The sequence below is a fragment of the Sphingomonas sp. genome (assembly GCF_004799495.1).
Lineage (GTDB): Bacteria > Pseudomonadota > Alphaproteobacteria > Sphingomonadales > Sphingomonadaceae > Sphingomonas.
The window spans coordinates 252745-278693 of record NZ_SSMY01000002.1 but is presented as its reverse complement, the minus strand read 5'-3'; the positions used below and the strand labels follow the sequence as shown (position 1 = coordinate 278693).

Genomic DNA, 25949 nt, shown 5'->3' with positions numbered 1-25949 from the left:
GAACTACAGCCGCGCAATTCCGTTCGCTGTATAAGCAATCGGGAGATGGAGCATGGGCGGTTACCAGGTGCCGGGTCACGGAACGGGCGACGACGGGTTCGACGAGGAAGGCTATGACGAGAGCCAGCGCGCCGAAATCCTGGAGGCGACGCGCGACGGGCCGAGCGACGGCACGCTGATCACCGACCTGACGCCCGACCTGGGCGACGATCCCGAAAACGACGATATCGAGATGCGCGACAGCGAGGTCGGTGAGCAAGACGACGATGCCGATCAGGACGAAGACGATGTCGGCGAGGACGAAGTGCAGGACAGCCTGGACGACGACGATGTCGATGAGGATGAATTGAGTGACGCCGATGACGAAGCGCTCAATCCCTAGACATTGACCCCAGAGCGTGACGAAACCTAGACTGGCGGTATCCAGACAGGGGAGCCGCCATGCCCAGGGATCCGCGCGTCGACGCCTATATCGCCAGCCGCAACGACTTCGCGAAGCCGATCCTCAATCACTTGCGCGACCTCGTTCACGCGCGGGTTCCGTCGGTTGAAGAAGGCATCAAGTGGAGCATGCCGTTCTTCAGTTATGGCGGCCGCCCGCTCGCGAACATGGCGGCGTTCAAGGCGCATGCGACATTCGGTTTCTGGAACCGTCAGGAACTTCCGACAGGCAAGGAAGGCGAGGCGATGGGCCAGCTCGGCCGCCTGACCGACCGCGCGTCGATGCCGCCCGATGCCGTCATCGTGACGATGATCGACGATGCGGTGGTGATGATCGACGCTGGCGTGAAGCCCAAGCGTGCGGCTCGCGCCACCAAGCCGGAGGCGGAAGTGCCGGCGATGCTGGCAGAGGCCTTGGCAGGCGACAGCGCGGCGACGGCCAACTGGAACGCCTTCTCGCCGAGTTGTCGCCGCGAATATTGCGAATGGGTCGCCGATGCCAAGCGCGACGAGACCCGGGCGAGACGCGTCGCGACGACGATGGCGCAGGCGCGCGAGGGCAAGAAGCTCAACTGGAAATACGAAAACTGCTGAGCGGGTGAGGCCCGTGCGATAAGGCTTGCACCCTTTCCGTCATGTGATACGTTATTACATCGCAGCAAGGAGGATCGCCATGGCCGCCCGCGCCGAATTCCAGCCGATGTCGCAACTCAACATGACGCCGTTGATCGATGTGCTGCTCGTTTTGCTGATCATGATGATCATGACCATTCCGATGGTGACTCATAAGGTGTCGATCGACCTGCCGGTCTCGGGGCCGCCGCAGCCGACTCCGCCGGAGAAAACGCACCGGCTCGATATCGCCGCGAACGGCGCGCTGACGCTGGACGGTGTCGCAACGAATGAGGCGGCTCTGCCAGCGCGGCTGGCACCGCTTGTTGCAGACCGACAGGTTCTGCTGACGGTCAACGCCGACGCTCAATCGCGGTACGACACCTTCGACCACGTGCTGGCGACGATCAAGCGCGCCGGGGTGACGCGGCTGGGCTTTGCGCGCAACGACAGCTTCGCCGATTTCTAGGAACAGGCAGGGGCCTGGCGGCGTTCAGACGCCGTCATTCCCCGGGGGTTCCATGCGCGCCATCTACATCTTGCCCGCTTTGCTGATCGCGGGCTGCTCGCCGTCCAGGACGGCCACGAATACCACCGCTGACATCAACGCCGCGGCGGGGCGCGCGCAGGGCGATATCGACAATTACGCTGCGAACGATGCCACCGTAGCGACTCCAGCGTCGCTGACGCCCGCCGAGCCGGGTCAGCCGGGCGGGCTGCCCCACGACAAGACGCCGGTGTCCGAAGCGCCGTTTGCCGCCGACAGCCCGCAAGGCGCGGCCAACGTCGTCCAGACCTATTATGCGCTGATCGGCGAAGGGAGATACCGCCAGGCCTGGTCGCTGTGGCGCGACGGGGGCAAGGCGAGCGGCCAGTCGGCCGACGTTTTCGCGGCGAGCTTCGCCCGATATAGCGAATATCATGCGAACATCGGCGCGCCCGGCCCCGAGGACGCCGGCGCCGGCCAGCGCTACGTCACCGTGCCCGTCCAGGCCTATGCCCGGCTGAAGAGCGGCGCGGCGCTTTATTGGATCGGCAACGCCGTGCTCCACCGCACCGCCGACATCGACGGGGCGACGGCGGAGGACAAGGCGTGGCGGATCATGTCGATCGACCTCAAGCCGGCGCCGGCCGCAAAATGACTTTCGTGAGCGCCGCTGGCTGAGTAGGTCTGCCCGATTGCTTCCGAAGGATTATCGATGCGCCTGTTCCCGTTGATCGCCGTTGCTGCCGTTGCATTCGCCACCCCCGCCGCCGCGAAGATGCTGACTTTTCGCGCGACGCTCGGCGGGACCGCCGCGCCGACCACCACCGGGTCGCCCGCCAGCGGTAAGGCGGTGATCAAGGTCGATACCTCGTCGCAGAAGGTGTCGGTCGATCTCGACGTGACCGGGATTACGCTCGACCAGCTCGCCGACGGGCTGGTCGCCAAGCCGATCGGGCCGATCCATTTCCACGTCTATCGCAGCGCTGACGATGTCGAGCTGATCCTGCCGCTGCCCTATGGTCCCAACTACACCAAGACGCGGAACGGGTTTCACGTGACGGTGCGCAACTACGACTATGCGGCGGGCGAGAAACTGATCAACAGCGGTGCGAGCTTCGACGAGTTCGTCAACGCGATGCGCGGCCAGCGGGTGGTACTCAACATCCACACCGACAAGTTCCCCGACGGCGAGATCAGCGGCCGGGTGATGGCTAAGTGATCAGTCGCCGTCGCACCACGGCAGGCGACGCCCCGTCCACGGGCGCGCCAGCCCCTCGGCGACGAGTTGCCCACCTAGCGATCGCCCGTTGCGCTCGACGATCCTGAGCAACCGGCCATAGCGGTCGGTGTCGCGGTCCGCCGCCGCCAGCGTCACCGGCCCGGCGTTGAGCAATGCCTGCAGCCGCAGCGTCGCGCGCTCGCCGAGGTCGGCCTCGTGCGCGCAGCGCGGCGGGTGCGTTTCGGGCGCATCGATATCGGCGACGCGCACCTTCTCGCCGTCGATCCAGAAGGTGTCGCCATCGACCACGCAATTGGTCCCGCCGCCGGTGTGGCACAGGCCGAAGCTGGCGACGATGGGCGCGGGCGCGACGCCAGCCGCCGCGGCGGGCGGCCCGTGCCCGGCGGTCAACGCGCCGGCGGCAAGCCCGGCGAGCGCGCCGCCGCCCAGCACGATGCCGATATTCTTCGCCGTCTCTCCGCCGATCCCCATCGGGCGAGTGTGGCCCGCCGCGGTAAGCAAAGCGTCAACGACCACCTCCGGATCGGCGGCGACCCGGGGTTATTGCTCCCTTTTGGCGCTACTTCGCCGGAGCGGGGCAGGTAATGCCGGGGCTGCGGCAATAGGCGGCCCACGCTTCCTTCTTCAGGTCGAAGCCGTCGATCGTCTGCATCGTCGCGACGATGACTTGCGGCTCGGCGGCGCGCGATGCCTTGGCCGCCGCGCTCTGGTTGAACGCGACGAGCGCCTTCAAATCCTCGACCGACAGCCGCAGCGCATATTGATGTCCGACCACGCCGAGCATGCGATCGACCGCGGTCTTCGCGGTGTCGGCGGCGATCGCGCGCAGCTTCGCCTTGCCGGCGGCGTCGAGTTCGGGGTGCTCGGCGAGCATTTCCTCGGTATCCTTGGCGACGACGAGCGGGAGCAGCGCGGCGAGCGTGCCGGTGTCGGCGACGCGCCGGCCGAGCGTCTCGGCCTCGGGCGACGGCGCGGGCGCTGGTTGACTCTGGGCGACCGCCGACGTCGCGAGCAGCAGCGCGGCGGCGGCGGTCAGTGCCCTAACCACGCGGCGTCTCGGGCTGGTGATAGACGTCGTGGCACGCCTTGCACGCGCCGCGCACCACGGTCCATTGCGCCGCGAAGCCCGGCGCGTCGCCCGCCTTGGACAAATCGGCGAGCTTGCGCGCCTCCGTCTCGTAAGTCGCCGCCGCCTTGAGGAACCCGGCGCGGTCGCTCCACACGGTGGGCAACGCCTTGGTCGTGCCACCGTCGCTTCCCGCCGGGAACAGGCCGGGCAGCGCGTGCGCCCATTCGGCGAGCGATCGCGCGCCGAACCCCAATTTGGTGACATCGCCCTTCGCGTCGATCACGCCCTTCATGTTGCCGAACGTCGCGCCGGAGAGCTTGAACGCCGCCTGGCGCGCGGCGATCAGCTGGTCCGCGTCGTCGCGCCGCGCGGCACCCGCCGCGACCAGCAGGCTGGCGGACAGCGCCACGCCGACCACCGACATCGTTCTGATCATGCCGCTTCTCCTCAGTGGATCGGCGCGATGCTATGCCTCGCGCGGGCGCCCGGCAATCCCGTTAACCGGCGGTGGTGGCGGGGCGTTAACCGTGGCGGGCGCATAGCGTGGGCATGTTCTCGTCGAGGATCTTCCGCAGCCGCTGGGCCGCCCTGTTCTGGGCGGGCGGAATCCTGTGGACGGCGTACGACGTGGCGGAGGCGAACGCGCCCGATCCGGCGGCGAACAATATCAGCGCGGCTGAGCAGGACGCGACGGGGGAGGCGGTCACCAACGCCGATCTCGCCATTCTAGCTAACGCTATGGGCAGCAACTGACTGCCGCTATTTCCCGACGAACAAGAACGCCACCGCGCCGACCATGCACACCACCGCCCCGACATAGCGCCACCCGATCGGCTCCCCCAGCACGGTCACCATGAACACCCCGAACACCAGTAGCGTGATCACTTCCTGCGTGATCTTGAGCTGCCCGCCCGACCAGCCGTTCGCATAGCCCAGCCGATTGGCGGGCACCGCGAGGCAATATTCCACCAGCGCGATGCCCCAGCTGATCGCGATGACGACCCATAACGGCTTCGTCATCCCGCCCTTCAAATGCCAGTACCAGGCGATCGTCATGAAGCAGTTGGAGAGCGCCAGCAGCGCGACGGTCCACATCGGCAATCCTCTCGTCGGGTGTCGCATTCGGCCTATACCGGCCCGGCGGCGCGGGGCTAGCACGCTGCCCATGTCCCACGTCTCGGCGATGCGGGCCGACACGCCCTTCAGCTATCGCTGTACGCGGTGCAAGGCGTGCTGCACGGGTAAGCGCATTCAGGTCAATCCGTACGAGATCGCCCGACTGGCGCGCAATCGCGGCGTCTCCACCGGCGAATTGCGCGCGCGCTTCACCGAAAACGGCGCATTGCGTCAGGACGATGCCGACACTTGCGTGTTCCTGGGGAAGGAGGGGTGCGGCGTGCACCCCGACCGGCCGCTCGTCTGCCGGCTGTTCCCGCTCGGCCGAACGATCCTGGCCGATGGCAGCGTGAGCTTCGGCGAGGTCGACCGCAACTGGGCGCGCGGCCATTTCGGCACCGACGGCGTGGTGAAGGACTATGTCGAGGCGCAGGGCGCGGCGCCGTTCATCGCCGCCGCCGACGCCTATTTCGCGTGGTTCGTGCGCGCGCACGACCGGGTGGGCGTCGCGTCGGGGGAGGGCGTTGCCGACGACAGCGATGATCTGCTCGACATCGACACGCAACTCGCCGGCTGGGCCGCGGCGACGGGGCAGGACGCGCCCGCCGACATCGACGCCCGCATGCGGCTCCATCTGTCCATTCTCGACACCAAACTGGGAGAAGATGATGACTGACAAGAAACCGAGCCGCCCGGCGATCGCCGCCGCGGTATCGATGCTGGGCCTGTCGCTCGGCGTGGGCACCGCCGACGCGCAAACCCAGCCGGGCTCGACCGCACCGGGCACGCAGGGCGTGCCGATCGGGCTCGGCCAGCCGGGCAGCAGCCAGTTCAAGAGCCAGCAATTGAAAAGCGAACAGCTGAAAAGCGAGCAGCTCAAGAGCCAGCAGCTGAAGAGCGAGCAATTGAAGAGCCAGCAGTTCAAGAGCACGCAGTTCAAGGCGCAATAGTCGGCGCAGCGGAATAGCGCCGCTATTGCACGTCGCGGCCCCGAGCTCTGACGGCGGGTCGGCGCAGCGCACCTCGGCCGAAGCGCGGATTTACTCCGCGCCAAACCCGTTGCGTCACCCGCGGGCCGGGCTGGCCGCGGGCGCGAATTGCCGCGCTATTCCGCTGCGGCGCGCCGAATGTTCCCAATGTTCGCACTGACCATGGGGGTCTCAGTCGGCGGGCAAGTCGCTCAGCCCGTCGAGTTGTGCCGGAAAGGCGTCGCGCGCCGCGGCCTGGGGGTCGGCGCCGTCGCCGCCGCGCATTTCCCACGGCGCGGCGAAGCGGCGCGGGTCGAGCCGCGCGAGCAGCCACATCAGCAGTCGTTCGCTGGGCACGCGCTTTTCCATCACCAGGTCGCCCTGTTGCCAGACCTGTTCGACACGGCCGTTGATCGCGCGGTCGAACGCCAGCGCCGACAGCCGCCCGACCGCGAGCTGTTCCGCGGTGTCCCACGCGGCGGCGAAGGCGGGCGAGCGCGCCCGCAGCCGGTACGCCGATCGCGCGGACAGGCGGGCGCCGGCGCACGCAAGGTGCACCGACCCGGTCTCCGCCAGGTTGGCGAGGAAGAGACGCTGGCGATCGGCGCTCCACCCGGCGAGCCGCTTGCGGCTGTCCTCCAGCGTGACACCGTCGAAGGGCGTGGCGGCGGCCGGCGCGGCGTCCTGTTCGGCGGCAGCGCTGTCGACGGGGGCGTCGGCGGCGGGGGGCAGCAGGTCGGTGGGGATTGGCGCGTTGCGCTCGGTGACGGGGACCAGCGACAGCCGCGGCCCGCCCTCCTCATCCGCCGCTTCCGCGACGGCCTCGTGCCGCTTGCGTGCCGCCACCCATTCGTCGAATTCCTCGTTCGACAATTCCCTGGCCTCTTTGTGTCGCATGCCGTTGCTCCTGACAGGTTAGAAGGAGCCGAGCTATATAACCAAAAAGGATCGTGTAGGAAAACGCTTCGGGCAGCGGGCTCGACGGGACGGTGACAGAGCGCACATCGTGGGGCGGCAACGCGCAGGTCGAGGGAGATCGAGGCGGACGGGTCGCGCGGCCATCGGCAGGGGATGACGATCTTCCTCTACGATCCGGCGGCGCGGCAATGGAGCATGAACTTCGCCAGCAGCGCGGTCGGCAAGTTCGCGCAGCCGATGGTGGGCAGCTTCGTGAGCGGCACCGGCACGCTGAGCGGCACCGACACGATCGACGGCCGCGCGATCCCGGTCCGCGCGGTGTGGTCCAACGTCACGCCGACCACGCACCAGTATCAGGAATTGTATTCGGCCGATGGCGGGCGGACGTGGGAGGTGGCGTTTACGGCGACTAAAACGCTGGTTCGGGGAGGGGAGTAGCAGACGATACTTCGCGTCTATGCCGTCATGTCGATGATCGACGGCGGCAGGCCGATCAGCACAAGTGGGCAGGGGTTGCCGACGCCTCGATGCACGCGATCCTGCAACTTTGACCAGTGCGTGGTAGCCTGACCGAACTTGTCGCTAGTAAATTTGCGGGACCATGCCTTCGCAAATTCAGTTCCGCGCGCGATATCTGCTTCTATCTGTTTTCGCTGCGGACCAGTCGGCGACCCGGCTCCGAACTCTGCTAGCGCCTCGAAATTCGCGATGGAGCGGTCGGTCGCAAAACGTTCGACGCGCTCGCGCATTTCTGATTGCATCGCCGATCCTCGCGTAACTATGCCGCCGACGCTGATGGCGCCTTCGGCGTGCAAGCGTTTGAAGTTTTCTAGGTCACGATCGAAGAACGGGTCCTTATTGTTCCACTCGATCTCGAGCGCGAACACGCCGCTTTTCGTGCGGCGAACATGATCGATCTCGTGGCTGATCGACTCCTTGGCTACGCCGTCGACCGTCTTCTTCAGTTCGAAATTATGCTTGGTCCATTCCTTTGCCGCCAAGCCCCGACGTAGGCGTTGCGTCATCTTCGCTTCGCCGCCACCGCCGCCAATGATCTCGGTCATTGGCAGGGAGATACCGAGAAGCGAGCTTTCCAGTTCCTCGACCAGTTCGGGAAAGTCGTGAAGAATGATGGCTTCGGCGTGGCTGGTGAACAGCAACTCGAAACCAGCGTCACACAGGCGTTCGAGCATTATTCCGCCGCCAAGGGCATCGCGCTGTTGTAGCCGTAGGTATCCCACGTAGGCTTGTAGCTATCGTCGGCTTGATTGCCCCACACCGTCCAGCCCCTGCGCTTGCCGCGGCTAAACATCTCGAGGCGCGGCCCCCAGCTGCAATCCTCGATAATGTCGTACTGCTCATCGGGCTTACGGCTATGCTCGCGTTTGCGGGTCTGCATCATGTTGACCTGGCTGCGGCCGGGCGCGAGCGTGCGGGCGTTCTTGCCCTTGACGCCGAACAGCAAGAGCTCGGTGACGTTGCGGAAATAGAAGCCGACGCCGCGCCCGTCCGACCCGCCGTCCTTGCGCACCTTGTGCCAGACGATGTTGGAGATGTAGCGGAACCCCCACGCCTCCATCACGCGCAGTCCTTCCGGCAGCAGCGCGTTGGGCACCCAGAGATAGAGGTGAGATGGATCGGCGGCGATGTCGTCGACCGGCAACGCGCAGATCTCGTCGAGCGTCATCGTGCCGTAGCGGTTGAGCCGTTTATGCTCGGGCGCGACCTTGCCGGTGCGGTTCTGGAACTGCCACGGCGGATCGGCGAGGATCGTCCCGAACCGCTCGCCGCGCGCGGTGGCGAGGAGGTCGATGTGGGAGTCGAGCGGTTCAGCTTGGTACATCAAGAATGCCTTATCGCCCCTCGGAACCCATTCAACCCGTGTTGCAAGCGTTGCAGCAATAATAGCAACCGTTCGATTGACTGTAATATAGCTTCGCCTGCGCTACCGCCGGCTGACATGACTCGTAGTCGCCCAGATACGTTTTGTTCGCCGGCATGAAGCTGCAACCAGTGACGTGGACTTCATGATCTCCGTTGGCTTGCGCATGCTGATTGACGTAATAGGCGGCCATGATCATCTCCTAAACATAATGGGAACATATCAGACCCATAAGATGACGCAAGGTCGAACATCCCCCAGAATGGACTTTCACGGGTGTTCGATCGATTGCCCTCGTTTCACTCCGCCGCAATCCCCGCCTTATCGAACATATCCCCCTCGTCCCCCGCCCCAGCATCCTCGTTAGCCGCTGGCCCAGCCTTCGCCTTCTGGCGCTTGTCGAACGAATCCCACACATCGTTCCACTGCCCGCGCGTGGCGGCCTTCGAATATTCGGTCGCGCGCTGTTCGAAGAAGTTGGCGTGCTCCACACCGTTCAGCAGCGGGGTCAGCCAGGGCAGGGGGTGTTCGTCGATCATGAAGATCGGCTTCATGCCCAATTGCCCCATCCGCCAGTCGGCGATGTAGCGGATGTATTTCTTGATGTCCCTGGGCGCCATGCCGTTGACCGGGCCCTGTTCGAACGCGAGGTCGATGAACGCGTCCTCCAGCCGGACCGTCGTCTGGCACTGGTCGGCGATGTCGTCCTTCACTGCCTTGGTCAGGCAGTCGCGCTCCTTCACGAAGGCGTGGAACAGGCGGATGATGCCTTCGCAGTGCAGGCTCTCGTCGCGCACCGACCAGCTAACGATTTGCCCCATGCCCTTCATCTTGTTGAAGCGCGGGAAGTTCATCAGCATCGCGAAGCTGGCGAACAGCTGGACGCCCTCGGTGAACCCGCCGAACATCGCCAGCGTGCGCGCGATGTCCTGATCGTTGTCGACGCCGAACTGCTGCAGATAATCGTGCTTGTCCTTCATCTCGGCATATTCGAGGAACATGCCGTATTCGCTCTCCGGCATGCCGATCGTGTCGAGCAGGTGGCTGTAGGCGGCGATGTGCACCGTCTCCATGTTGCTGAACGCGGTCAGCATCATCTTGATCTCGGTCGGCTTGAACACGCGGCCGTATTTGTCGTGGTAGCAATCCTGCACCTCGACATCGGCCTGGGTGAAGAAGCGGAAGATCTGGGTCAGCAGGTTGCGCTCGGTGTCGTTGAGCTTCTGCGCCCAGTCGCGGCAATCCTCGCCCAGCGGCACTTCCTCGGGCAGCCAGTGGAGCTGTTGCTGGCGCTTCCAGAACTCGAACGCCCAGGGGTATTCGAACGGCTTGTACTGCTTGCGGGCTTCGAGAAGGGACATGGACGACTCCGGGTCTAGAACTTGACGGGTACGATACCATCGACGGGGACGATCCCGAACGACAAAGCGGCGACGACGAGCCAGATGAGCGGCGCGGTAACAAGGAGCAGGCGCGCGGTCTTGCGCTGTGCCGCGGGGTCGGGCGCGCCGGCGGCAGGCAGCGGTGCGCCCATCTCGCTCTCGGCGCGGTTGGCCTGCGCGATGAACAGCAACGCCAGCCCGATGTCGGTGGCGACGACGAGCGAAATGATCCCGAGGAGGAGGGCGCCGCTCATCGTCCCGGCCCCCAGCTCGCCATCGACCAGGCGAAGAACGCCAGGATGCCGCCGAGCGTGAGCAGCATCGTCACCAGGATGCGCCGCGCATAGACTGCGCCTTCGCTGCTCCCGCGGATCGCGACAATCGCGACGATCCCGGCGAGGATCAGCGCGCCCGCGACGATATACATGATGAGCGGCGCCCAGCTCATGCGACCAACTCCGCGCTCGCGCGTTTCGCATCCGGAACCATCAACCCCAAAGGAGCCAATCCATGGCCGACACGAGCGGAATCAAGGAACATATGGAAGTCATCGGCGCCGACGGCGTCCATGTCGGCACGGTCGACCATGTCGACGGCGACCGCATCAAGCTGACCAAGAAGGACAGCGGGCAGGGGAGCCACGAAGGGCACCACCATTACATCTCGACCGGCTTGATCGCCGGCGTCGAGGGCGACAAGGTGCGCTTGAGCGCTAACGCCGACGTCGCGGTGACGTTCGAGGAAGAAGCCAACGGGTGACCCGACAGCCCCTCTCCCTGTGGGAGAGGGGCAAGGCGCGTCAGCGCCGCGGGGTGAGGGCAGGGTCGGGACGGTCACGATCTACTGCCCTCACCCTTCCGGCCCTGCGGGCCTCCCTTCCTCTCCCGATGGGAGAGGGATTTTTGGACCGCCTCCAACACGCCATCGATGTTCCTCATCACATCGCTGTTCCAGAATCGGATCACGCGGAAGCCCTCGCCTTCGATGAACGCGGTCCGCGCGGCATCTGCCGTTTCGCGACCGGTGTGCGTGTCGCCGTCAACCTCGATCACCAGCTTTTCGGAAAAGCACAGGACGTCGGCGTCGAATGGACCGACGGGCACCTGGTGCCGCCATTTCAAATCCGGAAACGCCTCCCGTAATGTCCGCAGCAACCGGCGTTCGGGTTCGGGCGCGTCGCGGCGGAGTTGCCGGGCGCGGGGAACCGTTCCCACCGGCTGATTTGCGTAGAGGCGCAACTGTCCTCACCCTTCCGGCGCTTCGCGCCTCCCTCCCTCTCCTAGAAGGAGAGGGAATTTAGCCGCTCACTGACACGCCAAGCACTCGTCATAATCCGTCGACTCGCCCAGTTCGAACTTGGGCGCCTCGATCGTGTTGTCGGCTTCGACCCCGCCCGCGAACCCGGCGCGCTGGACGCTCTTTGAGCGCAGGTAATAGAGCGACTTCACCCCCAGCTCCCATGCGCGGAAGTGGAGCATGAGGAGGTCCCATTTCTCGACATCGGCCGGGATGAACAGGTTGAGGCTGGTCGACTGGTCGATGAACGGCGTGCGGTCGGCCTGGAGCTCGATCAGCCAGCGCTGGTCGATCTCGAAGCTGGTCTTGAAGCAGTCCTTTTCCTCCTGGCTGAGGAAGTCGAGGTGCTGGACCGACCCGCCATGTTCGAGGATCGAGTTCCACACCGCGTCCGAATTCTTCGACTTTTCGATGAAGATCTTTTCGAGATAGCGGTTCTTGACCGAGGTCGAGCCCGACAAGGTCTTGTGCGTGTAGATGTTCGCCGGGATCGGCTCGATGCACGCGCTCGTCCCGCCGCAGATGATCGAGATCGACGCGGTCGGCGCGATCGCCATCTTGCAGCTGAAGCGCTCCATCACGCCGCGGTCGTGCGCGTCGGGGCAGGGGCCGCGCTCGACCGCCAGCGCCATCGACGCGGCGTCTGCTGCCGCGCGGATGTGCTTGAACATCTTCATGTTCCACGACTTCGCCATCGCGCCTTCGAACGGCAGCCCGCGCGCTTGCAGGAAGCTGTGGAAACCCATCACGCCCAAGCCAACCGAGCGCTCGCGCATCGCCGAGTACGCCGCCTTTTCCATCCCCGGCTCGGCGCGGTCGATATAGTCCTGCAGCACGTTGTCGAGGAAACGCATCACGTCCTCGATGAAGCCTTCCGCCTTGTTCCACTCGTCCCACGTCTCGAGGTTGAGCGACGACAGGCAGCACACCGCGGTGCGCTCGTTGCCGAGGTGATCCTTGCCGGTCGGGAGCGTGATCTCGCTGCACAGGTTCGAGGTCGAGACCTTGAGCCCCAGCTCGCGGTGGTGCCGCGGCATGTTCTGGTTCACGTGGTCGGCGAAGATGATGTACGGCTCGCCCGTCGCGAGGCGCGTTTCGACAAGCTTCTGGAACAGCGCGCGCGCATCGACCGTGCCGCGCTCGCTGCCGTCCTTGGGGCTGCGCAGGATCCACTCGCCGCCGTCGCGGACGGCTTCCATGAACGCGTCGGGGATCAGCACGCCGTGGTGGAGGTTCAGAGCCTTTCGGTTGAAATCCCCGGAAGGCTTTCGGATTTCGAGGAATTCCTCGATCTCCGGGTGGCTGATGTCGAGGTAACAGGCGGCCGACCCGCGGCGCAGCGAGCCTTGGCTGATCGCCAGCGTCAGGCTGTCCATCACGCGAACGAACGGGATGATCCCGCTGGTCTTGCCGTTCAATCCGACCGGCTCGCCGATCCCGCGGACGCTGCCCCAATAGGTACCGATCCCGCCGCCGCGCGACGCCAGCCAGACATTCTCGTTCCACGTATCGACGATGCCGGTCAGGCTGTCGGGGACCGAGTTGAGGAAGCACGAAATGGGGAGACCCCGCCCGGTGCCGCCGTTCGACAGGACAGGGGTGGCGGGCATGAACCACAGCTTCGAGATGTAGTCGTAGACGCGCTGCGCGTGCGCGGCGTCGTCGGCGTAGGCGGACGCCACGCGGACGAACAGATCCTGGTACGATTCGCCCGGGAGCAGGTAGCGGTCCTGCAGCGTGTCCTTGCCGAAATCGGTGAGCAACGCGTCGCGCGAATGATCGACCTCGAGCGCATAGGGCTGCGGCGCGACCGATTTCGAATCGCGCTTCGCAGCCTTTTTGAGCTTGGCCGGGGCAGCCGCCTCGATCGCGTCGGTCGCCATGTTTTCGCCCGTTCCTTCGGTGTCTCTGAAGTCCATCATCCGCCCCTGCTCAACGCTTTTGCTATCGACTCGGGGGCGAACCCCCATGCTACCACCCGGGGGTCGGTGGCCAAGAACATAAAGTGTCCACAGCCTGTGCATCAGGCACGGAAAAGCCGTTACCGGGATATAGTATCTCGGTTCGATCTCTACCAGTGCTTGGGTTCGCCCCCGAACTGAACCTCTACAGATTGTGCCCAACCGCGCTTCAACGCAATATGCTAAATGACGTTTTAATGACTCGGTTCGTCGCTATTTTGACTCGGTTCGTGGAACGGCCGAACCGGTCCATTCGCCGCGACGCGCGGATTTGCGCGGGGTACAGGAAACGCAAGCGAACGAACGCGGAACGGTGAAAAATTTTCACGTACCGGGATGGACCCGATCAACCGGTTGTGGTCCGGCATCGGCGATGATCGACGAGCGCCGCGATGTTCGGGACGTGCCAGGGCTCCACGATGTGTGGGCCCGCACGACGATGTTCGCCGGCCCGCGCGATTCGCGGCCGCCGCCGACGCGGACCTTGCTCGATGTGCTCGGCGTCGGGTTGGAGCAGGTGATGCGCCATCTCGGCGATGCGCGGCCGGGGTTCGATGACTTCGCCGACTGGATCGTCGCGACCGCGGGCGCGCCCGATCCGGCTGGGATCGCACGCTACCATGCCTGGTATGAAGGCGCGCCGCCGCCCGCTGCCGAGGTCGCGCGCCAAGCTGCGGTGATGGCGGCCGAACCGGTGTTCGGCGCTGACGAGCTGGCGGCTTGGGAGCGCGACGGCGTGATCGTGCTCCGCAACGCCGTGACTCGCGACGAAGCGAGGGCGATCGCCGAGCATCTCTGGGCGATCCTCGGCGCGACGCCGGGCGACTCCGCGACCTGGTACGCCCCGCGTACCAACGGCATCATGGTCCAGCATTTCCAGCATCCGGCGATGGACGTGCCGCGCCGCTCGCTGCGCGTCCACAAGGCGTTCGCGCAACTGTACGGTCACGCGGACCTGATCGCGTCGACCGACCGGCTCAGCTTCAACCCGCCGGTGACGGGCAGCTATGCCTTCCCCGGCCCGCATTTGCACTGGGACATCAGCCTGGCGCCGCCGATACCGTTCGAGACCGGCGGAATCCTGTACCTCACCGACACCGTCGCCGATCAGGGCGCGCTCCAGGTCGTGCCCGGTTTTCATCGCCGGTTGGCGGAGGGCTGGCTCGAATCGCTCGGCGGGGCCGACCCGCGCCAGATCGATCTGTCGGGGGAGGCGGTGACCGTCCCCGCCGGCGCCGGCGACCTCGTCATCTGGCGCCAGGAAATTCCGCACGGCGCCAGCGCCAATACCAGCGACCGGCCGCGGCTGGCGCAATACGTCACGATGTACCCGATGCACTGGCCCGACGAGCGGGATTGGATCTGACGCGATGCTCTATCTGATTCTCAAGGCCGCGATATCCGGCGTGCTGATCGCGATCGCGTCGACGCTGGCCAAGCGCTATCCGGGGTTCGGCGCGCTGATCGCTTCGCTTCCGTTGGTATCGGTGCTCGGGATGATCTGGCTGTGGGGGGAGAAGCCCGACGCGGCGAACATGGCGCGCCACGCCGGTGCGACCTTCTGGTACGTGCTGCCGTCGCTGCCGATGTTCCTGCTGATCCCCGCCCTCCTCAACCGCGGCGCGAGCTTCTGGCTGGCGCTGGCGCTGGGCTGCGCGCTGACCGTCGCGCTGTATACGATGATGGTGTGGATCGGCCCGCGGTTCGGGCTCAGCCTCTAGCCTGCTTTACGCAAGCCGCGATTCGGCGCGACCGCGTTCAACCGTTCGAGGTTGAAATTCTCTGCGAATTCGAGGCCCGCCTTGCCGTCTTTCGCCCAGCGCACCGTGGCCGGGAACATCTGGCCTTCGAGCAGCTCGATCATGACGTCGACACCGCGCGGTTCGCCCGGAAATTCGATCCCGTCGACCAGCGCGCCGCTCGACGAGATGTTGCGGATCCGCACTTCGCCGCGCGCGCTGCCGAGGTCGAGTTGCGCGGTGCGCAGCATCCGCGTGCGCGGGCTGCGGCTGACCTTGAAGCCTTGCGGTGCCGCGACCCCGCCCGATGCCTCGAGCTGGCGGATCACTTCCTCGCACCGCGCGGCCTTGCCGTAGACGAACCCCTGGATGTGGCTGCAGCCGAGCTCGCGGATCAGCTCGACCTCGTCCTGGTGCTCGACGCCCTCGGCGGTGGTTTCCATGTAGAGCGTGTTGGCGAGCGTCACGATCGCCTTGATGATCGCGGCGTTGCGATTGCCGGGGACGGCGGCGCCGCGCACGAAGCTCTGGTCGATCTTGATCTTGTCGAACGGCGCCTTCTTCAAATAGCCGAGCGACGAATAGCCGGTGCCGAAATCGTCGAGCGCCAGGCGCACGCCGAGCCCCTTGAGCGACTTGAACATCTGTTCCGAAGACGCTGTTTCGTTGACGAAAACGCCTTCGGTGATTTCGAGCTCGAGCCGCTGCGGCGCGAGTCCCGACGATGCCAGCGCGGAGGTCACGATTGCCGGCAGGGCGGGGTTGGCGAACTGGATCGGCGACACGTTGACCGCGACGCGGACATGGTTGGGCCAGGTCGCCGCCTCGCGGCACGCGGTCCTGAGCACCCATTCGCCGATCGGCTCGATCAGCCCCGCCTCCTCGGCGATCGGGATGAACTCGGCCGGGCTGATGCTCCCCCGCGTCGGGTGGTCCCAGCGGATCAGCGCCTCGAACCCGACGATCCGCGCGCCCTCGGTCGAGACGACCGGCTGGTAGGCGACGTGGAACTGGTTGCTCGCGAGCGCGGTGCGAAGATCGTCCTCGAGCAGCTTGCGGCTCTTCGCGCCCTCGAGCAATTCGGTGCGGAAGAAGCGGTGGATGCCGCGTCCGTCGCCCTTCGCCGCGTACATCGCGATGTCGGCGTTGCGCGTCAGCGTCTCCGAATCGCCGCCGTCCTCGGGCGCGATCGCGATACCGATCGAGCAGCCGACCGAGATCGACGAGCCTTCGATGAAATAGGGTTGCGACACCGCGTTGATCACGGTGTTGGCAAGCTCGGTGAGCTTTTCGCGATTGCCCATGCCCGGCAGCACGACCTTGAATTCGTCGCCGCCGAGCCGCCCGACGAGCCCGGCCTCGCCGACCGCGCGTTGCAGCCGCTGCGCGACTTGCTTGAGCAGCGCGTCGCCGACCTGATGGCCGAGCGTGTCGTTGACCGCCTTGAACCGGTCGAGGTCGAGCAGGAACAAGGCTGTGGTGCCGGTGCCCGATTGCGGCGCCAGCGTCTTGTCGAGGCTGGCGCGCATGCGCTGCCGGTTGGCGAGGCCGGTCAGCCCGTCGAACAAGGCGAGCCGCGTGATCTCTGCATCCGAGCGGCGCTTTTCGGTCAAGTCGCGGCCCGACCCGACGAAGCCCTGGAATCGCCCGAGGTCGTCGACCACGGGCCGCCCCGAGATCGACCACCAGCGATCGCATTCGTCGCCGGTGGCCGGGCACACCGAATAATCGGAGAACGAGGTGCGCGTGGAGAGGTGGAAATTGAGCGTGCGTTCGGTGTCGCCCGATTCGGCGTCGACCCGGAACGTCTCGATCAGCTTCGCGCCGTGCGTCAGCGTACCCTGGCGTTCGAACTCGCGTGCGACCTTCGACGACAGATAGGTGAAATAGCCGTGGCGGTCGGTCTGCCAGAACCAGCCGTCGCCATGCTCCTCGACCTCGCGGACGAGTTGTTCGGCGAGGCGTCCGGCATTGGTGTTCGCGCCGTGCCGCTCGGTGGTCTTCTGGTCGTCGCGCGCGAGCCGCACCGTGGCGACGATCAGCGTCACGAAGGCGAGCACGGCAACCGCCGAGGGAAGCGCGATTCCTGATCGGAACATCACCATCGCACCCAGCGTGGCGGCGTAGGACAGGGTGGCGGCGCGCACCGGATGAATCGCAATCGCCGTGATCGTGACCGCGGCGAACACGGCCACGAAACCGGCGACGTGGAATTGGGTGAGCTGCGCCGTCGTCAGCAGCGGCAACAGCCACAACAGCCCGGCACCGATGCCCGCGGCGGCGAACGTCAGCGTGCGAACCTGCATCTGCGTCGGCCATTCGCGCGCACGCGGGAGCTTGAGTTGCACGAGCGCGCCCAGCGACATCAGCAGGATCAACCCACCGCGCGTCGCGACATCGGACAGCAGCGCGTCGTGGCCGGTATGGTGCACGACCAGCGCGACGCTGGCCGGCGCGAGGATCTGCGCGAACAGCACGAATGGCCAGATCGCCGACACTTCGGCCAGGCGCGTTAGGCGGCTGTCGGTGACTTCGGGCGCGGGGTCGGCGTTGAGTCCCAGCGCGCCCCAGATCGAGCGTGGCGTATCGGTGGTCGACGGGTTGCGGCGCAGCGACATAGGCTCGCCTTACGGCCAAGGTGTTAGAAAGTGCTTGCACGGGACGATTAAAAGATTCTGTCGCTCGTCAGCGGCCGGCCAGTGCCTCGTACGCGGCGGTCAGTCGTGGCAAGACCGGTTCGTGCTCAGGGGGCAGCGGCGTGCCGAGATGCGCGTGGCGCAGTTCGGCCATGAAATCCTCCCACAGTGGCGGCCCGCCTTTCTCGAGCAATTGCGCGCGGATCGCGAGGGCGGGCGTGGTCGGCAAATGCCGCCGGCCCCACGCACCGAGATGGGCGAGCACCGGGAGCAGCTGGATCGCCGGCTCGGTCAGGCTGTAGATCGCCTTCTGCTTGTGACTGGGGTCATCGGCGCGAGTCAGCAGCCCGGCCGCGGTCAGTTTCTTAAGGCGATCCGCCAATATGTTCGACGCGATCCCTTCTTCGGATTGCCCCAACAGCTCGCGAAAATGCCGGCGGTTGCCGAACATCATGTCGCGGATGACGATCAGGCTCCAGCGGTCGCCGAGCACTTGTATCGACAGGTTGATCGGACAGCCCGACTTGGCATCTGGGAGCGAAAGCGGCATAACCGGTTGCAATATGCCTGCGGTTGTGGAAAAAGCAACTGATTTCGATTCGCAATCGGTTGGGGAGAAGGACGATGGGCAAGGTCAGGGTCGGCGCATTTTCGGTGTCGATCGATGGATTCGGCGCTGGCCCCGAGCAGAGCCTCGCCAATCCGCTCGGCAAGCGCGGGCCCGAACTGCACACATGGTTTTTCGGAACGCGCTTTTTCAACGAAATGGTGGGCCGGGAAGGCGGCAGCGACGGCATCGACCAGGATTACGGCGCCAGGGCGATGAGCGGATTCGGCGCGTTCATCCTGGGCCGCAACATGTTCGGCCCGGCGGGCGACGATTGGGGTGGGCCCGACTGGAAGGGCTGGTGGCGCGACAACCCGCCGTACCACGCGCCGACCTTCATCCTGACGCATCATCCGCGCGATCCGATCGAAATGGCCGGCGGGACGACCTTCTTCTTCGTCACCGACGGTATCGAAAGCGCGCTCGATCAGGCCAAGGCCGCGGCGGGCGCTCTGGACGTCAAGATCGGCGGCGGCGTGTCGACCGTCCGGCAATATCTGCAAGCCGGGTTGATCGACGAGCTGCACTATGCCGTGTCGCCGGTGTTCCTCGGCAGCGGCGAGAAGATGTTCGACGGGATCGACTTGCCGGCGCTCGGGTTCAGCGTAACCGAACAGGTCAACAGCCCGCACGCGATGCATGTCGTGCTGATGAAAGATTCGGGAGGAGGGAAATGACGCTCAAGCTCTACGCGCACCCTTTGTCGTCCTACTGCCAGAAGGTGACGATGGCGTTGTATGAAAACGATACGCCGTTCGACTTCGCAATGCTCGACGGCAGCGAGCCGGCGGCTAGCACGTTTGCCGCCTTGGCCCCGCTCGGCAAGTTCCCGGTGCTGACCGACGGAGAGCGCGTTGTGCCCGAATCGACGGTCATCATCGAATATCTCGACACCCACTATCCGGGCGCGACGCGGTTCATCCCCGCCGACCGCGACGCGGCGCTTGAGGTGCGCCTGATCGACCGCATGTTTGACAATTACTTTGAAACTCCGTTCCAGCGCATCGTCGGCACCGCGATCGGTCGCGATCAGGCGGATGAGGCACGCCTGCGCGGCCAGCTCGACGCGGCGTATCATTGGCTCGACGGCTGGATGGCCGGGCGCGAATGGGCTGCGGGCCGCGCGTTCAGCCTCGCCGACTGCGCGGCGGCGCCCGCGCTGCTCTACGCCGACTGGACCCACGCGATCTCGAAGCAGCACAAAAACGTCTGGGCGTATCGCGACCGGCTGCTTGCGCGGCCCAGCTATGCCCGCGCGCTCGACGAGGCGCGGCCTTACCGACACATGTTCCCGCTTGGCGCGCCGGAAGGGCGGGACTAAGCGCCACGCCCATGACCATCATCCGCGCCACCGACCTGATCGAGAGCGTCGCCGACGCGCTGCAGTTCATCAGCTACTTTCACCCGATGGATTACATCCACGCGCTGGGCGAAGCATATGAGGCCGAGCAAGGCCCGGCAGCGAAAGACGCGATTGCGCAGATCCTGACCAACAGCCGCATGTGCGCGGAAGGGCATCGGCCGATCTGTCAGGACACCGGGATCGTCAACGTGTTCGTCGAATGGGGCATGGATTGCCGGCTGGATGATACGTCGCGCAGCTTGCAGGACGTCGTCGATGAAGGCGTGCGGCGCGCGTATCTGAATCCCGAGAACAAGCTGCGCGCGTCGGTGCTCGAAGACCCCGCCTTCACCCGCCGCAACACCAGGGACAACACGCCGTGCGTGCTGCACGTCGACATGGTGCCGGGCAGCAAGGTCTCGGTCGATGTCGCGGCGAAGGGCGGCGGGTCGGAGAACAAGTCGAAGTTCAAGATGATGAACCCTTCCGACAGCATCGTCGACTGGGTGATCGAAATGCTGCCGCAGATGGGCGCGGGCTGGTGCCCGCCGGGGATGCTCGGGATCGGGATCGGCGGGACGGCGGAGCATTGCGTGCTGCTGGCGAAGCAGGCGCTGATGGAGCCGATCGACATGGGGCCGCTGAAAGCGCGCGGGCCGAAAAACGACATCGAGGCGCTTAGGATCGAGATTTTCGACAAGGTCAACGCGCTCGGCATCGGGGCGCAGGGGCTGGGCGGGCTGTCGACCATCCTCGACGTCAAGATCAAGGACGCACCGTGCCACGCCGCGGGCAAGCCGGTGGCGATGATCCCGAACTGTGCCGCGACGCGCCACGCGCATTTCACGCTCGACGGGTCGGGCCCGAGCTTCCTCGAAGCGCCCAAGCTCGACGAATGGCCCAAGGTCGACTGGCAACCCGACAGCGCCGCGATTCGCGTCGATCTCGACACGCTGACGCCCGAGGTGGTGCGAGGCTGGAAGCAGGGCGACCGGCTGCTGCTCAACGGCAAGATGCTCACCGGCCGCGACGCCGCGCACAAGCGCATCGCCGATATGCTCGCGAAGGGTGAAGAACTCCCCGTAAGCTTCAAGGACCGCGTGATTTATTATGTCGGCCCGGTCGATCCCGTCGGCGCGGAAGTGGTCGGCCCGGCAGGTCCGACAACGGCGACCCGCATGGACAAGTTCACCCGCATGATGCTCGGCCAGGGCCTGCTTGCGATGGTCGGCAAGGCCGAGCGCGGGCCCGATGCGACCGCGGCGATCGCGGAAGCGCGGTCGGCGTATCTGATGGCGGTCGGCGGCGCGGCGTACCTCGTCGCGCGCGCGATCAAGGGCAGCAAGGTCGTCGGGTTCGAGGACCTCGGGATGGAAGCGATCTACGAGTTCGAGGTGAAGGATTTCCCGGTCACCGTCGCGGTCGACAGCGAGGGCAACAACGTCCACCAGCTTGCGCCCTTGGTGTGGAAGGAAAGGATCGCGCGCGAAAAGCTCCTTGCCTGACGCGGATCGTCGCTAAACATAAGTTAACCGTCAGTCCCTACGCGTTTCCCTGATTTTCCAGGGGGTTTCATTTGGACATCGCGCAAACCGTCCAGACCGCGGCCCGGATGTCGGGCGACCTCGGCATCCGCACGCTCGACCTGCAGGCGGACATTACCGAGATCGCGGCCCGCGTGACCGATCAGGCCGCGACGATCGAGGCGATCGGCGGCGACGCGGTCCGGCTGGCCGAGAATGGCGAGAGCATCGCGACCGCGGCGAACGAAGCGCGCCAGAATGCCGGCGCCGCGCGCAGCGTGATCGACGATTCGAGCCGGCAATTGTCGAACGCGACGGTCAACGTCGTCGAACTGATCGATCAGGTCAGCCATATCCATGCCGCGCTCGGGGGGTTCAACGACGCGCTCGAAACCGTGGCGCATGTGACCAGCGTGATCAGCGGGATCGCCAGCCAGACCAATCTGCTCGCGCTCAACGCGACGATCGAGGCGGCGCGCGCGGGCGATGCGGGCCGCGGCTTCGCCGTCGTCGCGAGCGAAGTGAAGAAGCTCGCCAACGAAACCGCGACCGCGACGCAGAAGATCGAACAGTCGATCCGCGCGCTGACCGGGGAGGCGTCGGGGATGCTCGACCGCGTCGCGCACGGCGTCGAGAAGGCGCAGTCGGCACACGCCGGCACGCGCGATATCGAGGCGCTGGTCGGGCGGCTGTCGACGCTGATGCGCGGCCTCTCCGACAATAGCGAGGCGGTCGCGGATTCGATTGGCTATATGGTCGAATCGGTGGGCAACATCCGCACGGGGCTGGGCAGTCTTGCGAACAATTCGACCGGCAATGCCGACGGCCTGCAACGCCTGTCGCAGCGACTGACCAGCGTCAGCGACGACACCAATGCCATGCTCCAGCATTTTGCCGAAAGCGGGATCGAGATCGTCGATTCGCCGTATATCCGCTTCGGGCTCGATACCGCCAAGGCCGTGTCGGAAGCGCTCGAGGTGGCGCTCGCCGCGGGCGAGATCAGCGTCGCCGATCTGTTTAGCGACGACTATGCGCAAATTCCCGGCAGCAACCCGGCGCTCTATACCCACCCCGTCCAGCGCGTCATCGTTCCCGCGGCGCGTCCGCACCAGGAGGCCGCGCGCGGCTATACCGGGTTCTTCGGGATGACCTTCACCGACCGCAACGGCTTCGGCGCGGTCGCGATGCCCGAGCGCGCGCACCCGCAGCGCCCCGGTGAAGACGAATGGAACGCTGAACATTCGCGCCAGGGGCTGATCTTCGATTTCCCCGAGACGCAGGCGCAGTGCAAGATCACCGAGCCGTTCTGCCTCAAGGCCTATCGCCGCACGACCGCCGGCGGCGACGTGTTGCTGCTCAAGCAAGTAATCGCTTCGATCGCGGTGCAGGGACGGCATTGGGGCATCCTGCAATTCGCCTACGAGGATCAAGGCTGACTTGAACCCGCGTCCCCGCTGTGGGACGCGCGACCATGCGAATCGGCAGGCTGGTTAAATGGGTCGGGACGGGTTTGTTATGGCTCGTCATCGTGCTGTGTCTCGCGCTCGCGATCGTCCCGCATTTCCTCGACGCGCGTTATTATCGCGGGCCGGTCAGCGACCATTTCGATGGTGAACGCTTCTTCAATCCGGACGGTGACGACGGGCTGCCGGTCAACGGCTTCGGGACGATGTGGCGCTACCTGACCGCCAACGATAACCGTCCCGTTTGGCCCACGCACGTCGCGGTGACGCCGGCCAAGCCGCCCGCTCGCGTCGATGGCGAGCGGATGCTGGTGACGTGGGTCGGGCATTCCAGCGTGCTGGTGCAGACGAACGGTATCAACATCCTGACCGATCCGGTGTGGAGCAAGAGCGCGGGGCCGTGGGGGTTCGGACCGAGCCGCGTGGCAGAGCCCGGCATAAGGTTCGAGGATCTGCCCAGGATCGACCTCATCCTCGTCAGCCACGATCATTATGACCACATGGATTTGGCGACGCTCAAGCGACTGTGGCAGCGCGACGCACCGATGATCGTGACGTCGCTCGGCAATGACAGCGTGATGCGACAAGCGGGTGTTACCGCAAACGCGCTCGACTGGGGCGGATCGATCGATATTGGACGGCACTGCGGGATCGACGAATTTTGCATCAAGACGGCGAAGCCGGTGTGGATCGGCAGCGTCATCGCCAACCGCAGCCACCATTGGGACAGCCGCTGGTTCAGCGACCGCAACCGAGCGTTATGGTCGAGTTTCGTCGTCAAGCTGCCAAAGGGCGGCAATCTGTTCTTCGCGGGCGACACTGGCGCGGGCGACCTCAAATGGGCCGACCGCGCTGCAAGTTACGGTCCGATCCGGCTCGCGCTGATCCCGATCGGCGCGTTCCGCTTCACTGCGGGGCAGATGGCGGCGGGGAGCCATATCGGGCCGGTCGATGCGGTCGAAGTGTATCGCCGGCTCGGCGCCGCTCATGCGATCGGCGTGCATTGGGGGACGTTCCGCCTGTCGTACGAGGGCTGGGACACGCCGCCCAAGCTGCTCGCCGCGGCCGAGCGCTGCACCGGGCAGCGCGGCTTCGGCACGATTCCGATCGGGCGCACGGTCGAAATCCCGGCCTATGCCGCTCCATCCGCGCGCCCGGTGTTGCCGCGTGACGCGCTGCTCCGCTGCCTCGCTGCCGCCGGCGCCGTCGCGCTGCCTTGAGGCGCCGCGCCGCGTGGTGCTATGACGTCGCGCACTCGGGGGAAGGGGCATGGCAACACAACCGGCGCCGACGCGCTATGAAACGAGCATCGACCGTGTTGGGCTGGCGATCGGCGCGGGCGGCGCGATGGGCGGGGCGATCGGCGTGCTGCTGATGGTGTTCGCTGGCACCCGCGATGTCGGTGCGTTGCTCGTGGGGCTGGCGATCGGGTCGCTGATGACCGCGCTGTCGATTACCGCGCTCGCGGCGCTCCCCTGGGCATTGCTCCATGCGGCGGGGCGGCGCGGGCCGATTGCCGCCGCGATCCTCGGCGCGGCGATCGGGTTCGTGTTGTTCCTCGGCGGCCAGACTTATGGCTACGGCATGTTCGCGATGCCCGAAATGGACGCGCGCACCTTGCTCTACCGCTGGGCGAGCGGTTTCCTGACCAGCCTGGTGATGGCGGCAATGGCCGCGGGGATCGCGGCCGTGATGTGGCGCGTGGCCTATCGGAAGGTCGGTTAGGCCGGTCCGACCCGGAACGCGCAGAGCTTGTTACCGTCCAGATCGCGGAAATAGGCACCGTAGAAGGCCTGCGGTCCTTCGTCGCCGCGCAACCCCGGCGCGCCTTCGTCGCTGCCGCCCAGTTCCATCGCGCGGTTGTAGAAGGCATCGACCTGATCGCGCCGCTCGAACGGGATCGCCACCATCGTGCCATTCCCGACCGTCGCCGCCTTGCCGTCGTGCGGCGGCGTCACCGCGATCGCGGGCTTGTCGAACGCGGTGCCGTACATCGTGAAGCCGCTGTCCGGGAATTCCATGATTCGCTTGGCGCCGATCGACTCGAACAGATCGTCGTAGAACGCTTGTGCCTTGCCGATATCGTTGGTGCCGAGCGTCGCGTAGCCGATCATCCTGTCCTCCGTCACATTGCCGTTGCGGGCGCGGTCATGTCCTTCGCGGTGCATTCGCCGTTGCGCACCGAATGGACGCGCATTTCCATTAGGCCCTGTTTCGCGCCGGTCGCGTCGTAATTCTCGACCGTCATGTCGATGTCCTGGTCGCTGGCGCCGAGCGTGCCGGTGGCGGTCAGTTTCTTCGTCGCTCCGTCAGCGCCCTTGCAGGTGCCCGCGACGTCGAGATTGCCGCCAGCGACCGATTTCCGGTCGAAGCTGCAATCGCGGCCGCCGCCGAATTTGTCGAGATCCTGCGTCGGCGCTTCCTTCGCCGCCATCTCCGGCGTCACGCACAGCGAGATCGCGCTCATCATCGCGAGCATCTGCTCCATGCGCGGGCGCATTGCGTCGGCCTTCGGGCCTTCGAGCCGCTTGAGCTCGATCTTCTGCGACCAGCTGCCGGGCTGGCGCTTGGGCGGCGGGCCGCTCTTCGCGCACCCGGCGAGCACGATCGCCGCCGTTCCGACGGCCAGGACCGCGCGGCGCATCAATTGCACGCGCCGATACGGCGCGCCTCGGTATGGACCCGTTCGGTGATCGACATCCGCCCGCTGACCGATCCGACCGCGTCGGACGACATCGACGTCGGGGTGTAGGTCCCCGTGCTCTTCGTCTTCAGCATGCCCATCGGCATCTTGCAGGCCATTTCCACATCCATCCGGCCGCCGCCGAAATTGCTGCTGGTCGCAGTGCACTGGCCGCCGGCAGCCTTCAGGAATTCGCCCGGTCCCTTCGCCGCCTGTTCGGCCGTCAGGCAGGACGTGGCTTTCTGGCTGGCGCCACCCGGCGGGGTGCGGTTGACGCCGTTGACGGTCATTTCCTGGATCGCGACCGTCGTTTCCCACTTGCCCGGCTGAAGCCCGAGCGACGCGGCGCTGGGGACGTCGGCGCCGGTCGCGCCGGTCGCGGTGGTCGTGGTGGTCGTGGTGGTCGCCGTCGTCGGTGTGGTGGGCGTCGTTGCGGTGGTCGCGGTGGTCGTGGTCGTCGTGTTGCCGTCGGCGGTGGTCGTGGTGGTGCTCGAATGCTGGCTGCACGCGGCGAGCGCGAGGGTGAGAGGGGCGATCAGGACGGGGCTACGCATTTCGGCTCTCCGGAGAAAAATGGGCTCGCG

General features: G+C 65.9%; 36 protein-coding genes. 18 read left to right on the top strand and 18 right to left on the bottom strand.

Annotated elements, in window-relative coordinates:
* Window positions 1-52 precede the first annotated feature (52 nt).
* From E7773_RS02625 to E7773_RS02605, 5 genes are all read left to right on the top strand, one after another.
* Window positions 53-382 (top strand): DNA primase, encoded by a 330-nt coding sequence (locus E7773_RS02625; RefSeq protein WP_293987727.1) that lies wholly within the window; start codon window positions 53-55, stop codon window positions 380-382.
* A 59-nt stretch (window positions 383-441) separates the two neighbouring features.
* Window positions 442-1035, top strand: coding sequence for a YdeI/OmpD-associated family protein (locus tag E7773_RS02620; RefSeq protein WP_293987725.1), 594 nt, complete (start codon window positions 442-444; stop codon window positions 1033-1035).
* 79 nt (window positions 1036-1114) lie between these two features.
* The gene (locus tag E7773_RS02615; protein ID WP_293987722.1) at window positions 1115-1522 is read left to right on the top strand and encodes a biopolymer transporter ExbD; all 408 of its coding nucleotides are present in this window, start codon (window positions 1115-1117) and stop codon (window positions 1520-1522) included.
* Window positions 1523-1574: 52 nt separating this feature from the next.
* A complete protein-coding gene (locus E7773_RS02610; protein WP_293987719.1) occupies window positions 1575-2195 on the top strand; it encodes a hypothetical protein in 621 nt (206 codons plus the stop codon).
* A gap of 57 nt (window positions 2196-2252) precedes the next feature.
* The gene (locus E7773_RS02605; protein WP_293987716.1) at window positions 2253-2759 is read left to right on the top strand and encodes a CHRD domain-containing protein; all 507 of its coding nucleotides are present in this window, start codon (window positions 2253-2255) and stop codon (window positions 2757-2759) included.
* On the opposite strand, the gene E7773_RS02600 is transcribed toward E7773_RS02605, so the two are convergent.
* The 3 genes from E7773_RS02600 to E7773_RS02590 form a co-directional block, all read right to left on the bottom strand.
* Entirely contained in the window at window positions 2760-3251 is a 492-nt protein-coding gene (locus tag E7773_RS02600) for a thermonuclease family protein (protein ID WP_293987713.1), read from the bottom strand.
* A gap of 88 nt (window positions 3252-3339) precedes the next feature.
* The gene (locus E7773_RS02595) at window positions 3340-3828 is read right to left on the bottom strand and encodes a hypothetical protein (RefSeq protein ID WP_293987711.1); all 489 of its coding nucleotides are present in this window, start codon (window positions 3826-3828) and stop codon (window positions 3340-3342) included.
* Window positions 3821-4285: a cytochrome c gene (locus E7773_RS02590; protein ID WP_293987708.1), complete on the bottom strand. Its 465-nt coding sequence runs from the start codon at window positions 4283-4285 to the stop codon at window positions 3821-3823. Before E7773_RS02590 ends, E7773_RS02595 begins: the two co-directional genes overlap by 8 nt.
* Window positions 4286-4398: 113 nt before the next feature.
* Between E7773_RS02590 and E7773_RS02585 the strand changes: the two genes are divergently transcribed.
* The gene (locus E7773_RS02585) at window positions 4399-4602 is read left to right on the top strand and encodes a hypothetical protein (protein ID WP_293987705.1); all 204 of its coding nucleotides are present in this window, start codon (window positions 4399-4401) and stop codon (window positions 4600-4602) included.
* Window positions 4603-4608: 6 nt separating this feature from the next.
* Here E7773_RS02585 and E7773_RS02580 read toward each other — a convergent pair whose 3' ends face one another.
* Complete coding sequence (locus E7773_RS02580) at window positions 4609-4944, bottom strand: DMT family protein (RefSeq protein WP_293987702.1); 336 nt, start codon at window positions 4942-4944, stop codon at window positions 4609-4611.
* A gap of 70 nt (window positions 4945-5014) precedes the next feature.
* On the opposite strand from E7773_RS02580, the gene E7773_RS02575 reads away from it, so the two are divergent.
* Window positions 5015-5641, top strand: coding sequence for a YkgJ family cysteine cluster protein (locus tag E7773_RS02575; RefSeq protein WP_293987699.1), 627 nt, complete (start codon window positions 5015-5017; stop codon window positions 5639-5641).
* Complete coding sequence (locus E7773_RS02570; RefSeq protein ID WP_293987696.1) at window positions 5634-5915, top strand: hypothetical protein; 282 nt, start codon at window positions 5634-5636, stop codon at window positions 5913-5915. The genes E7773_RS02575 and E7773_RS02570 overlap by 8 nt, the downstream gene beginning before the upstream one ends.
* Window positions 5916-6125: 210 nt before the next feature.
* On the opposite strand, the gene E7773_RS02565 is transcribed toward E7773_RS02570, so the two are convergent.
* Entirely contained in the window at window positions 6126-6830 is a 705-nt protein-coding gene (locus tag E7773_RS02565; protein WP_293987693.1) for a hypothetical protein, read from the bottom strand.
* Window positions 6831-7004: 174 nt separating this feature from the next.
* Between E7773_RS02565 and E7773_RS02560 the strand changes: the two genes are divergently transcribed.
* Window positions 7005-7289 (top strand): hypothetical protein, encoded by a 285-nt coding sequence (locus E7773_RS02560; RefSeq protein WP_293987690.1) that lies wholly within the window; start codon window positions 7005-7007, stop codon window positions 7287-7289.
* A 17-nt stretch (window positions 7290-7306) separates the two neighbouring features.
* On the opposite strand, the gene E7773_RS02555 is transcribed toward E7773_RS02560, so the two are convergent.
* The 6 genes from E7773_RS02555 to E7773_RS02530 all read right to left on the bottom strand — a co-directional run bounded on the left by E7773_RS02555 (window position 7307) and on the right by E7773_RS02530 (window position 10563).
* Window positions 7307-8044 (bottom strand): BglII/BstYI family type II restriction endonuclease, encoded by a 738-nt coding sequence (locus E7773_RS02555; protein ID WP_293987687.1) that lies wholly within the window; start codon window positions 8042-8044, stop codon window positions 7307-7309.
* Complete coding sequence (locus tag E7773_RS02550) at window positions 8044-8694, bottom strand: MT-A70 family methyltransferase (protein ID WP_293987684.1); 651 nt, start codon at window positions 8692-8694, stop codon at window positions 8044-8046. Before E7773_RS02550 ends, E7773_RS02555 begins: the two co-directional genes overlap by 1 nt.
* 31 nt (window positions 8695-8725) lie before the next feature.
* A complete protein-coding gene (locus E7773_RS02545; protein WP_293987681.1) occupies window positions 8726-8926 on the bottom strand; it encodes a hypothetical protein in 201 nt (66 codons plus the stop codon).
* 106 nt (window positions 8927-9032) lie between these two features.
* Complete coding sequence (locus E7773_RS02540) at window positions 9033-10094, bottom strand: ribonucleotide-diphosphate reductase subunit beta (RefSeq protein WP_293987678.1); 1062 nt, start codon at window positions 10092-10094, stop codon at window positions 9033-9035.
* A 14-nt stretch (window positions 10095-10108) separates the two neighbouring features.
* On the bottom strand, window positions 10109-10369 hold the full coding sequence (locus E7773_RS02535; protein ID WP_293987674.1) for a hypothetical protein: 261 nt from the start codon (window positions 10367-10369) through the stop codon (window positions 10109-10111).
* Window positions 10366-10563: a hypothetical protein gene (locus tag E7773_RS02530; protein WP_293987671.1), complete on the bottom strand. Its 198-nt coding sequence runs from the start codon at window positions 10561-10563 to the stop codon at window positions 10366-10368. Before E7773_RS02530 ends, E7773_RS02535 begins: the two co-directional genes overlap by 4 nt.
* 62 nt (window positions 10564-10625) lie before the next feature.
* Between E7773_RS02530 and E7773_RS02525 the strand changes: the two genes are divergently transcribed.
* On the top strand, window positions 10626-10874 hold the full coding sequence (locus tag E7773_RS02525) for a DUF2171 domain-containing protein (protein WP_293987668.1): 249 nt from the start codon (window positions 10626-10628) through the stop codon (window positions 10872-10874).
* A 74-nt stretch (window positions 10875-10948) separates the two neighbouring features.
* Here E7773_RS02525 and E7773_RS02520 read toward each other — a convergent pair whose 3' ends face one another.
* Window positions 10949-11353 carry a DUF559 domain-containing protein gene (locus E7773_RS02520; protein ID WP_293987665.1) on the bottom strand — a complete coding sequence of 135 codons (405 nt, stop codon included), beginning with the start codon at window positions 11351-11353 and terminating at the stop codon, window positions 10949-10951.
* A gap of 66 nt (window positions 11354-11419) precedes the next feature.
* The gene (locus E7773_RS02515; protein WP_293987662.1) at window positions 11420-13330 is read right to left on the bottom strand and encodes a ribonucleoside-diphosphate reductase subunit alpha; all 1911 of its coding nucleotides are present in this window, start codon (window positions 13328-13330) and stop codon (window positions 11420-11422) included.
* A 415-nt stretch (window positions 13331-13745) separates the two neighbouring features.
* Between E7773_RS02515 and E7773_RS02510 the strand changes: the two genes are divergently transcribed.
* Together E7773_RS02510 and E7773_RS02505 are read left to right on the top strand one after the other, a co-directional pair.
* Window positions 13746-14738, top strand: a complete 993-nt coding sequence (locus E7773_RS02510) for a phytanoyl-CoA dioxygenase family protein (RefSeq protein WP_293987658.1) — start codon at window positions 13746-13748, stop codon at window positions 14736-14738.
* Between the two features lie 4 nt (window positions 14739-14742).
* Window positions 14743-15093 (top strand): DUF3147 family protein, encoded by a 351-nt coding sequence (locus tag E7773_RS02505; RefSeq protein ID WP_293987655.1) that lies wholly within the window; start codon window positions 14743-14745, stop codon window positions 15091-15093.
* Here E7773_RS02505 and E7773_RS02500 read toward each other — a convergent pair.
* Together E7773_RS02500 and E7773_RS02495 are read right to left on the bottom strand one after the other, a co-directional pair.
* The gene (locus tag E7773_RS02500) at window positions 15090-17729 is read right to left on the bottom strand and encodes an EAL domain-containing protein (RefSeq protein WP_293987652.1); all 2640 of its coding nucleotides are present in this window, start codon (window positions 17727-17729) and stop codon (window positions 15090-15092) included. The genes E7773_RS02505 and E7773_RS02500 overlap by 4 nt on opposite strands.
* Window positions 17730-17796: 67 nt before the next feature.
* A complete protein-coding gene (locus E7773_RS02495) occupies window positions 17797-18297 on the bottom strand; it encodes a helix-turn-helix domain-containing protein (protein WP_293987649.1) in 501 nt (166 codons plus the stop codon).
* A 74-nt stretch (window positions 18298-18371) separates the two neighbouring features.
* Between E7773_RS02495 and E7773_RS02490 the strand changes: the two genes are divergently transcribed.
* From E7773_RS02490 to E7773_RS02465, 6 genes are all read left to right on the top strand, one after another.
* Window positions 18372-19031, top strand: coding sequence for a dihydrofolate reductase family protein (locus E7773_RS02490; protein WP_293987646.1), 660 nt, complete (start codon window positions 18372-18374; stop codon window positions 19029-19031).
* Window positions 19028-19675, top strand: coding sequence for a glutathione S-transferase family protein (locus tag E7773_RS02485; protein ID WP_293987643.1), 648 nt, complete (start codon window positions 19028-19030; stop codon window positions 19673-19675). Before E7773_RS02490 ends, E7773_RS02485 begins: the two co-directional genes overlap by 4 nt.
* A gap of 11 nt (window positions 19676-19686) precedes the next feature.
* Window positions 19687-21201, top strand: coding sequence for a fumarate hydratase (locus tag E7773_RS02480; RefSeq protein ID WP_293987639.1), 1515 nt, complete (start codon window positions 19687-19689; stop codon window positions 21199-21201).
* A 107-nt stretch (window positions 21202-21308) separates the two neighbouring features.
* Complete coding sequence (locus E7773_RS02475; RefSeq protein WP_293988218.1) at window positions 21309-22655, top strand: methyl-accepting chemotaxis protein; 1347 nt, start codon at window positions 21309-21311, stop codon at window positions 22653-22655.
* A gap of 35 nt (window positions 22656-22690) precedes the next feature.
* Entirely contained in the window at window positions 22691-23902 is a 1212-nt protein-coding gene (locus E7773_RS02470) for an MBL fold metallo-hydrolase (protein WP_293987637.1), read from the top strand.
* Window positions 23903-23951: 49 nt separating this feature from the next.
* Window positions 23952-24407: a hypothetical protein gene (locus E7773_RS02465; RefSeq protein WP_293987634.1), complete on the top strand. Its 456-nt coding sequence runs from the start codon at window positions 23952-23954 to the stop codon at window positions 24405-24407.
* Here E7773_RS02465 and E7773_RS02460 read toward each other — a convergent pair.
* Genes E7773_RS02460 through E7773_RS02450 form a run of 3 tightly spaced genes read right to left on the bottom strand, consistent with a single transcriptional unit; the run spans window position 24404 to window position 25919 of the window.
* Window positions 24404-24796: a VOC family protein gene (locus E7773_RS02460; RefSeq protein WP_293987631.1), complete on the bottom strand. Its 393-nt coding sequence runs from the start codon at window positions 24794-24796 to the stop codon at window positions 24404-24406. The two genes, E7773_RS02465 and E7773_RS02460, sit on opposite strands and share 4 nt — an antisense overlap.
* A gap of 11 nt (window positions 24797-24807) precedes the next feature.
* Window positions 24808-25326 (bottom strand): DUF3617 family protein, encoded by a 519-nt coding sequence (locus E7773_RS02455; RefSeq protein ID WP_293987628.1) that lies wholly within the window; start codon window positions 25324-25326, stop codon window positions 24808-24810.
* A complete protein-coding gene (locus tag E7773_RS02450; RefSeq protein WP_293987626.1) occupies window positions 25326-25919 on the bottom strand; it encodes a DUF3617 domain-containing protein in 594 nt (197 codons plus the stop codon). The genes E7773_RS02455 and E7773_RS02450 overlap by 1 nt, the downstream gene beginning before the upstream one ends.
* Between the last annotated feature and the right edge of the window lie 30 nt (window positions 25920-25949).